General features: G+C 52.9%; 8 protein-coding genes. 7 read left to right on the forward strand and 1 reads right to left on the reverse strand.

Going from position 1 to position 9,060, the window contains the following annotated elements; all coding sequences use genetic code 11:
- Positions 1–218: 218 nt before the first annotated feature.
- From EJQ19_RS19085 to EJQ19_RS19095, 4 genes are read left to right on the forward strand one after another with little or no spacing between them, the layout of a single operon-like run.
- A complete protein-coding gene (locus EJQ19_RS19085) occupies positions 219–1,874 on the forward strand; it encodes a spore germination protein (protein WP_126142843.1) in 1,656 nt (551 codons plus the stop codon).
- Positions 1,861–3,036 (forward strand): Ger(x)C family spore germination protein, encoded by a 1,176-nt coding sequence (locus EJQ19_RS19090; RefSeq protein WP_164716626.1) that lies wholly within the window; start codon positions 1,861–1,863, stop codon positions 3,034–3,036. Before EJQ19_RS19085 ends, EJQ19_RS19090 begins: the two co-directional genes overlap by 14 nt.
- Before the next feature lie 3 nt (positions 3,037–3,039).
- Positions 3,040–3,276 carry a hypothetical protein gene (locus EJQ19_RS31910; protein ID WP_164716627.1) on the forward strand — a complete coding sequence of 79 codons (237 nt, stop codon included), beginning with the start codon at positions 3,040–3,042 and terminating at the stop codon, positions 3,274–3,276.
- Positions 3,277–3,281: 5 nt separating this feature from the next.
- Positions 3,282–4,667 carry a GerAB/ArcD/ProY family transporter gene (locus tag EJQ19_RS19095; RefSeq protein WP_164716628.1) on the forward strand — a complete coding sequence of 462 codons (1,386 nt, stop codon included), beginning with the start codon at positions 3,282–3,284 and terminating at the stop codon, positions 4,665–4,667.
- Between the two features lie 94 nt (positions 4,668–4,761).
- Here EJQ19_RS19095 and EJQ19_RS19100 read toward each other — a convergent pair whose 3' ends face one another.
- On the reverse strand, positions 4,762–5,853 hold the full coding sequence (locus EJQ19_RS19100; protein WP_126142834.1) for a ParM/StbA family protein: 1,092 nt from the start codon (positions 5,851–5,853) through the stop codon (positions 4,762–4,764).
- A 197-nt stretch (positions 5,854–6,050) separates the two neighbouring features.
- Here EJQ19_RS19100 and EJQ19_RS19105 point away from each other — a divergent pair, with 197 nt between their 5' ends.
- From EJQ19_RS19105 to EJQ19_RS19115, 3 genes are all read left to right on the forward strand, one after another.
- Positions 6,051–7,100 carry a M23 family metallopeptidase gene (locus EJQ19_RS19105; RefSeq protein ID WP_164716629.1) on the forward strand — a complete coding sequence of 350 codons (1,050 nt, stop codon included), beginning with the start codon at positions 6,051–6,053 and terminating at the stop codon, positions 7,098–7,100.
- A 1-nt stretch (position 7,101) separates the two neighbouring features.
- Positions 7,102–7,572, forward strand: coding sequence for a bactofilin family protein (locus EJQ19_RS19110; protein ID WP_126142836.1), 471 nt, complete (start codon positions 7,102–7,104; stop codon positions 7,570–7,572).
- Between the two features lie 147 nt (positions 7,573–7,719).
- Positions 7,720–8,454, forward strand: coding sequence for an HAD family hydrolase (locus tag EJQ19_RS19115; protein ID WP_126142837.1), 735 nt, complete (start codon positions 7,720–7,722; stop codon positions 8,452–8,454).
- The last annotated feature ends 606 nt before the right edge of the window (positions 8,455–9,060 follow it).

The raw sequence follows: 9,060 nt of genomic DNA on the forward strand, positions 1-9,060 counted from the left end.
GCCGCGTTCGCCGCTTCCTGTATTTTCTTGCTCCGATAGCTTTTGCCAACATCCCGAAAGCTATTCTCCAACTGGTTCTCTCTCATGAGTCTATAAATTTTTCCAACTTTCGTAATAAAATCCTGACTTTCCGACAAAATAATAGATGCTTTGCTCTGAACCCAATTCCGGCTGCGGCAGGAGGTGTCCCGAACTTGACCAAGCGATCTACTTTTTTCATGCGTGCCCTTTTGCGGGATCGGCCTTTGCCACCCGGCTCGGCGGCAGGCAGCGCGTCTCAAGCGCAGCAGGATCCGCGCGATTATCAGTTCATCGAACAGCTGAAACAGACCAAGCTGTCCCTCCTGCTGGATGAGAATCATACCTTCATCAAAGACCTGTTCAGCGAATGCTCGGACGTCGTTGTCCGTGAATTTCAGTTGGAAGGCGGCATTCCTGCGCTGCTCCTGTTTGTCGACGGGCTGACCAATACGCAGCTCCTTAATGAGACGATGAAGGCGCTTATGCTGCTCGGCACGGGCGAAACCGCCATCTCGCAAATTGAAGACAAGATGCTGCCCGTCTCGCAAACGCAAATCTCCGACAACTACGGGGACCTGCTCGCGTCGGTCTTGGGCGGTGACGCCGCTCTGCTCGTGGAAGCTAACGATAAAGCGATTCTGTTGGGTATTCGCGGAGCTGAGAAACGGTCCGTCGGGGAGCCCGAAACGGAGACGGTCGTCCGCGGACCTCGCGAGGGCTTCGTCGAGAGCATCCGCACCAACACGTCGATGATCCGGCGTAAGCTCAAGACGCCGAAGCTGAAAATGAAGTCGATGAGTGTCGGCAAGGAAAGCAACACCAATCTGGTTGTCTGTTATATGGATGATCTGGCGATGCCTTCATTGGTGGAAGAAGTCGTCAAGCGGCTGGAGCAGATTAAAGTCGATGGCATTTTCGAATCCGGCATGATCGAGGAATTCATTCAGGACGACGCTTTCTCACCGTTTCCGCAAATGCAATACACTGAGCGCCCTGACGTTGTGGCGGGTGCCCTTTTGCAAGGGCGGGTTGCCATCCTAACGGACGGCACTCCATTCGTGCTCATCGTTCCTTTTGTTTTTATTCAAATTATGCAGACGAATGAAGATTACTATGAACGATTCCAGATCGGCACTTTGCTGCGGATGCTCCGGTATGTGTTCATGTTCCTATCGCTCACAACGCCGGCTTTTTACGTCGCCATCACGACGTACCATCAAGAGCTGCTGCCGACTTCTCTCATGCTCAGCGTCGCCGCTGCACGGGAAGCCATTCCTTTTCCAGCCGTCGTCGAGGCGCTCATTATGGAGATTACGTTCGAGGCGCTGCGTGAAGCCGGTATCCGCCTTCCGAAAGCAGTCGGCTCCGCCGTGTCCATTCTTGGAGCGCTTGTCGTCGGACAAGCGGCTGTGCAAGCGGGGATCGTCTCGGCGCCGATGGTCATTGTCGTGTCAATAACCGGGATTGCGTCGTTTACCATTCCTCGATTTAATGGTGCGATTGCCATTCGGATGCTGCGCTTTCCCATTCTGATTGCAGCTTCCATCTTCGGGTTCTATGGGATTTTCTTCTCGCTCATGATCCTGATCGGACATATGGCCAATTTGCGTTCGTTCGGCGTTCCTTACTTGTCACCGATCGGCCCTTTATCCGCGGCAGATACGAAGGATGTACTGGTACGCGCACCTCTTTGGGAAATGGTTAAACGTCCGGAGTTTATGACGGTACAAGACAATACTCGCATGGGCAACGAACTTCCCAAACAAATCAAAAAAGACGGCGGGCTCGACGGCAGCAATATCGATCATGTGCATAAATCCAGCGAGGAGGAACCTCCCAATGGCTCGTCTTAAGCGATATGCCCGGACCACGCTGCTCCTCCTCGCTTGCTCGCTGCTCACGGGATGCTGGGACCGGGTTGAAACGAACGATGTCGCCTTTGTTTTGACCGCCTCCTTCGATCTGGAAGACGACGGCAAGTACCGGGTCGCCTACTTGTTCCCGCTTCCCGGCTCAATGGGCGGTGCAAGCGGCGGTGGCGGCGGTACGTCCGGCAACAAGAGCTATTACATCGATTCGGAGGTTGGCAAAACGCTTCGGGAAGCGAACAATAGGCTGCAAATGCGGCTGTCCCGTCACATCCTGTTATCCCATCGACGGACGATTGTCATCGGAGAGAAGCTCGCCAAGGCCGGCATCCATGTCCTGTTTGACGTGCTGCCCCGCTCCCCGGAGAACCGGTTGATCGGCTTTCTTGTCGCCACGAAAGGCAAAGGCTATGATCTTTTGAACAGCCAGCCAAAGTTTGAGCGCTTTCCAGCAGAGGTCCTTCGCGAAATGTCCAAATCCCGGGGGGCGCTGCCGACCTCGCTCAAGGATGTCGGGATTTCTCTAAGTTTTGGTGCCGATCCGATCGTCACCTATTTTGAAACAGCGGATACCCAAGCAGCCAAGGAGGTATCCCACGAAGTTCAACTGAAAGGATATGTGCAGTTTAAGGGCGACCGGATGGTAGGCGTTTACCGGGACAAAGAAATCAAAGGATTGTTCTGGCTCCGGGGGCAGCCGAAAGAGCAAATGTATACGTTCCCGGTCCAAGAAGGAGACGATGCCAATGTGTCCATTACGGTCTTGGGGGGAAAAACGATCATTACGCCGGTATTACACGACGATCGCATTGATTTTGCGGTAAGCATAAATGCCAGAGGCACCGTTCGGGAGGATCATACAGGAGAGGATCTGGGGGATACAAAGGTGATTGAGCAGTTGCAGGACAAGTTCGCCGAACAAATTCAGCTGGCTGTACAATCAACCATTCGCAAGATGCAAAAAGAAGGCACCGATTCTACGCATCTCGGACTTCGCGTATGGCGGCAGAATCCTTACTTATGGAAAACGAAGTACGAGAAGAATTGGGACACTCTTTTTAAAGAAGCGCAGTTTCACATTGCCGTTACCGCCAACATCGTCGATTCCGGGCTCATCAGTAAAAATGTCGTGCAGGGAGACGAATGACGCATGAATAGCATATTCGCAGCCTTTTATCTCCTTACGTTGGCCGTGTCCATCGTCTTTGACCGAAAAGCGTTAAAGAACGCAAAAAAAGCGGTCAAGGTCGTTTATATCTGCACGATCCTTTTCCTGTTGCTCATTTTTACAAGTCAGTTCCTGCATATTGTTGTTCCGATGCCGATCTATTTTTTCATTCACACCGTGTCGCCTTGGCTTGTCAATGCGCTCGGTCTTCAAGCATAAAGGCGGTGTTTCTCATCGATCCCAAACAAATTATTAACCAGCGGCAGCTCTCCTGGTTGACCTCGTCGATTATTACAAGCGGAGGCATCTTAACGTTGCAAAATGTGATGCTGCGCATCAGCCAGATGGATGCCTGGTACAGTTATTTTTTTTCCGCCTTGTACGTGTGTGGAATCGCCGCTTTCTTCGGCTATCTCACCAAGCATTACCCGGAGAAGCACATCTTTACAATTACCAAAGAAGTATTGGGCCGGTGGGGCGGCACGCTGGTTAATCTGATCATGGTGTTCCATTTCTGGCAAATTGTCGTTCGGGATGTCGCGTCCATCTCACACTTCAGCTCGACGCTGCTGCTGCATTCGACGCCGTTTGAGATCTTGATATTTCTGCCCTGCTTCCTGCTCATGTACTTCGGCAAAACGAGCGTTGAAGTGATCGCCAGAGTCAATGACTTATTTTATCCGCTCTTTATGGTCACGATCTTGGCGATGCCGCTCATGCTGGCGAACGAATTTTTTCCACGGCTGCTGACACCGACGCTCACGACGCCTGGCCCTCAGCTTTTAACAAGCGGTTTTCTAACGCTAGGAAGCGCCGGCGATCTGTTTATTCTGGGCGCCTTTCTTCATATGCTCTATAATTCGAATCACGTCCGGTCGTCCATCCGCCATGGCGCGCTGCTAGGCCTCTTTTTGCTCACCATGCTCCTGTTTCTGATTATAGCTGTGCTGGGTCCCAAAATGCCGGGCAATTTTTTGTATCCCGTTTACAATCTGGTCCAAATGATCCACATTACCGACTTCTTGGACCGTCTGGATTTGGTTATGCTCATGATCTGGTTTCCAACGATAGCTTGCAAGATGATCGCAATCTACCTGGCGCTGCTCATCGGCATCTCCTCGATTATCAACGAGCCGAACTATCCTTATTTGAATAAACCGATCAGCTTGCTCATGGTCGTCTCCACGATTCTATCATTTAAAAATATTACCGAGGTGCTAAGCTTTTCCAATTTCTGCTCGCCCGTCATTGTGCTGGCCTATCAGCCGCTTCTCGTCCTGCTCATTTTCATCGTGACTCTTGTAAAAAAAAGGAAAGAGCCAGACTCACAATCGTCTGCTTCCTCCAAAGCACAGCCGCATGGCAAAAAATCGGCGCAGTTTATCGGCAAAGTGAGCCAACTTCTGCCTTACTCCGTATGGCGCTGGGGCGGGGACGCTCTCATAGTGCTCTGCGGGGGATGCATCCTGGTCGGCTTAATGTTCAGCAGGCACACGCCACTCGTGGGCATCGTTTGCGGCGCAACATTTGCGGTCTGCTTCTTCCTGACAACCCTAACAACCTACATGGAAGTTACGATCCTGAAGCAGGCGGAAAGCGGCGGTTCTTAAGGGCGAGGTTACCTAACCCAACCTGGCCATACCTGAAGTTGGAGGAATGCTTATATGAAAATAAAAGCGCCTGCTCGCGCAGACGCTTCATAGATTAGACGGGAACAGCTTGATTCAACCGGCTTTTTGCCACTTTCAAGTACCCTTGTACGTTTAAAAACTCACTATCGTTCGTAAATCTCAGCTTCATCGGTCCGGCCGCATCTAGAATATACGGCTTAAGCGCCGCAGCGCCACCGCCGATAACGTAGAAGCATTGAATGTCCGGGCACTTGCGCCAACGCTTTTTGATCATTTCCACCATGCGCACCGCAGCGCGGCGGAAATGCTGGTCGACAATCGCGCGGATGTCCACCTGGCCTTCACCCGGCAATTGAATCGTATATTGGCGATTCTTCACGCGCGCCGCCAATTTGGCGCGGCTTGGGAACACGTAGCCATAGGCGTCTTCCACATCGCGGATAATCGCGTCGAGGTAAGTCGCAATGCCGATCTGCTCGCCATGGCTGAAATGATTGTCGATCGCCATGCGCTTGATCACCGGAAAATCCGTTGTCAATGCGCCGATTTCGCACACGCCAATAATGCCGCTGTAGATTTCCTCATCCTTCACCTGCAGGCTGTCATGCGTAGCCAGGTGGAACATGGCGGCGGCGCCTTCAATGGAAATTGCCGCTTTGCGGACGATCACTTTGACTTTACGGTTACGCAGCTGCGGCGTGGACAGGAACGTTACCTCGTGCTCGCCGAGCAGCCGTTGTTCGAAAGGCTGATGATATTTGGCGAAGGCGCGCACTGGGAGGCCGGTACCGATCGTATATTCGACCTCGTCCGTCTGTCCGTAGCCGCTTGCGGCGGTTTGGCTTACGAGACCTTGGTAAGCAAGCGCCGTCAAGGCCACGATAAGAGACTGATCCGACAGCGCTTTGTTATCGGTATCTTCCAGTTCGAGATTATCTTCGTGCTCAAGCGCGAGCTGTCCGACGAAGTATCGTTGATTTCGCTGCGAGAGGCTTGGGCTGTAGATGACAACGTCAAGCGCTTTCCAAGCGGAGTCTTCTTCTTGCAAAATGTGTCGCTCATATCCCGGCGCGATGATATTGGGAATCATGAACGGTTCCTTCGAGCCGTCGACTACCAATTTGATGCTGTCGTTTCCAATATCGATCCCTGCAAGCTTTATCATACGCGATCCACTCCATATCTGCTCGTTCTCTCAATTTGATATAAGAAGATTCGCGTATTTACAACAGGATTCCTTCCTACTTTCGACTCATTTTCCTAGGACCGACGGGCAATCGGCAGGGTTTTTGGCAGAAAATGACGAATGGTGTACAGGACTTTCCGTTACCAAAATCAACCACGACAGGAGATACTGAAGCTTTGAGAAAGTTCAATGTGACGAAGGTTAATTGGATGAAATTCAAGTGGAAGCCGAAAAAAATGACACTGGTGATCATTCCGGATGCGAACCAATCGGTAGTCCGGTTCCGGGTGTCCCATCTGTTTGCTTATCTCGCAGGCGCAGGGTTAACCCTGCTGCTGCTTATGTCTGTCTTTATCTATGTGCTGCACGCGCACACGTTAAAACAAACGATCGCCTTGCAGTCGAAGCTGAGCGGAGCCAATCAGCAATGGAGCGCGACCGTCACGTCCAAGGACGCTGCCATCGAACAGCTGCAAAGCGAGGTGATCCAGCTCTCCCAACAAGCGGAACAAATGAAATCTCAGCTCGAAGAGGTGAAAAAGCTGGAAAGCGACCTCAAAACGATCGCGGGCCTAGATAACGATGCGACCGGCAAAGCGCTGGCCAGCGCCGCCACGGATAAGAAGGCGGCCGAAGATGCCGCAACGTCCACCGGCGTCGGCGGCAGCCCGTACCCTGTGTCACAGGATGACATCCTGAAGCTTGGCGAGATGACGTCGGCTTCGCTGACCGCCATTGGCGGCGAAGTGGCCGAGCTGCAGGTGAATCTAACCGCCACGAAGCAAAAGGTCGCGGAAAAGCAAGCCCAGCTGCGGATCACGCCGACGCTGTGGCCGACGATGACGAAGGTGGTCACATCCCCTTTTGGCTACCGTTCCGATCCGTTCACGAAAATCCCGAGCTTTCACTCCGGCATCGATTTCGGCGCGCATGAGAACGACCCTGTTTTTGCAACGGCTGCCGGCACCGTCGTATCGACAGGGAAAGATATTTATCATGGCAACAACATTGTCATCGAGCACTCCAAAGGACTTCGTACCTGGTACATGCATTTGAACAAGATTCTTGTGAATCGCGGCGACACCGTGGAAAAAGGCGACACCATCGGCCTCGTCGGCTCGACAGGCCGCAGCACCGGCGCCCACCTGCACTACGAGGTGCTCAAAAATGGCGAAAGCATCGACCCCAAACCATATCTCAAAGCTATGCGAAAGGATGACAACTAGCATGTTTAAAAAAGGTAAAAACCTCTTGAATCCCAACACAACCGATACCTTGATTGGGGAAGGCACCGTCTTTGAAGGCCGCATCAAATCGGAAGCTAGCCTGCGGATCGAAGGCACGATTACCGGCGATGTCGACTGTGCAGGCGATGTCATTATCGGTGAGAACGGCGTCGTCAAATCGAATATTTCCGCACGGGATGTCGTGCTGGCCGGGAGTGTTCACGGCAATATTACGACGAAAGGCAAACTGACGATTACGTCGACCGGCGCGCTGCACGGCAACCTCAGCGCCGCTTCGTTCATCATCGAGGAAGGCGGCGTCTTCCAAGGCAGCTCCAAGATGGAATCCAAAGCGGCGGATCCGGTGCAGCAGGCTGAGGCGCCTAAGCCTGAGGGAGATCAGGACGGCGGCTTGAACAAACCTGCTTACTCGCCGGATAACGGCTATAAGGGAGCTACGATTGCGATGTAGGGCAGTATGCGGGCATGCCCCACTCGGACGGGAAGAGGTGTGACGCGAGAGCGTCTAGGTGGCTAGGCTAATCCGCACCGCGCGTGGTATACTGATGAAAACTTCGTTTTCATTTCATTTTCAAAACCATGCAGGAGACGAACGCCTATGAGAGAGCAAACGATTCTATTTGATCTGGACGATACGCTGGCACATTGTAATAAATATTTTGATATTGTCATCGAGCAGTTCACCGATGTGATGAAGACCTGGTATGCCGGACACCGGTTGACGGAGCAGGACATACGCCACAAGCAGCAGGAGATTGACCTCGCCGGCATCCATATCCACGGCTTTAAGCCGGAACGGTTTCCGCAGTCGTTCGTCGAGACGTACCAATGGTTTGCCGAGCGGTTCAATCGACCGACGAGCGAGGGTGAGGAAGCATTTCTCACGGACCTCGGCAACACCGTGTATGCCTACACCGTTGAGCCCTTTCCGCAGATGAACGAAACGCTGCTGCGGCTGCAAGAGGAAGGCCACCGACTCTACCTGTACACGGGCGGAGACGCGGGGATTCAGATGAAAAAAGTGAAAGATCTCGGCTTGACTCAGTACTTCGATGATCGCATTTTCATCACCGTGCATAAATCCCGCGAGTTTATGGAGACGATTATGGCAGAGCAACGCTTCGACCGCGAGCATACATGGATGATCGGCAACTCCGTCAAGACGGACGTGCTGCCCGCTCTGCACGCGGGCATTCACGCCATCCACATCCCGGTGCCGGGCGATTGGGTTTACAACACCGGCACCGTTGATGTACAGCCGAAAGGCGCGTTCTACCGCCTGAACGAACTGCAAGAAGTACCGGATACGATTCAGACGTATATCCGGAAGTAACCGGCGCATCCCCATGCGCCCAAAAGGCCCCACTGCCGCTGGTTAAGCGGCCGCGGGGCCTTTGGGTATTGCGGGGGAGTGCTGGGCGGCGGCCCCCTCGCCTCGGACAATTAAGAGTGGTAAACCGCTATTATCTGGGCGCGAGCCGCCGTTCTTCGGCAGTCGGGAGAAAAATAGAAGCGTTATACCGCTTCTATTTGCTCCGCAGCGCGTGGACTTGATGAAATAAGAGTGCCTAGGCACTCTTATTTCATCAGCGGAACACTGGCCCATGCTTGCGCTGGAGCAGCAGAGCGCCGAGCTAAGACAGGCAGCCCCTCTTAACTCGGCGATTTTCGCCATTTCGAGCGAGTTAACTAGGGCTAGGCACCCTTAGCTGGACTGTTTTCTCACTTTTGGCGGGATTGCTCCGTACTTAAGATGGGCCAGACCCTCTTAACTCAACGATTTTCGCCATTTCGAGCGAGTTAACTAGGGCTAGGCCCCCTTAGCTGGACTGTTTTCTCACTTTTGGCGGGATTGCTCTGTACTTTAGATGGGCTAGACCCTCTTAACTCGGCGATTTTCGCCATTTCGAGCGAGTTAACTAGGGCTAGACCCTTCTAT

Source organism: Paenibacillus whitsoniae (assembly GCF_003955665.1).
Classification (GTDB): Bacteria; Bacillota; Bacilli; order Paenibacillales; family NBRC-103111; genus Paenibacillus_E; species Paenibacillus_E whitsoniae.

Bases quoted from the DNA above. Each gene is read 5' to 3' on its own strand.
- EJQ19_RS19085 (WP_126142843.1), top strand. From the start codon at position 219: ATGCGTGCCCTTTTGCGGGATCGGCCTTTGCCACCCGGCTCGGCGGCA.
- EJQ19_RS19090 (WP_164716626.1), top strand. From the start codon at position 1,861: ATGGCTCGTCTTAAGCGATATGCCCGGACCACGCTGCTCCTCCTCGCT.
- EJQ19_RS31910 (WP_164716627.1), top strand. From the start codon at position 3,040: ATGAATAGCATATTCGCAGCCTTTTATCTCCTTACGTTGGCCGTGTCC.
- EJQ19_RS19100 (WP_126142834.1), bottom strand. From the start codon at position 5,853: ATGATAAAGCTTGCAGGGATCGATATTGGAAACGACAGCATCAAATTG.
- EJQ19_RS19110 (WP_126142836.1), top strand. From the start codon at position 7,102: ATGTTTAAAAAAGGTAAAAACCTCTTGAATCCCAACACAACCGATACC.
- EJQ19_RS19115 (WP_126142837.1), top strand. From the start codon at position 7,720: ATGAGAGAGCAAACGATTCTATTTGATCTGGACGATACGCTGGCACAT.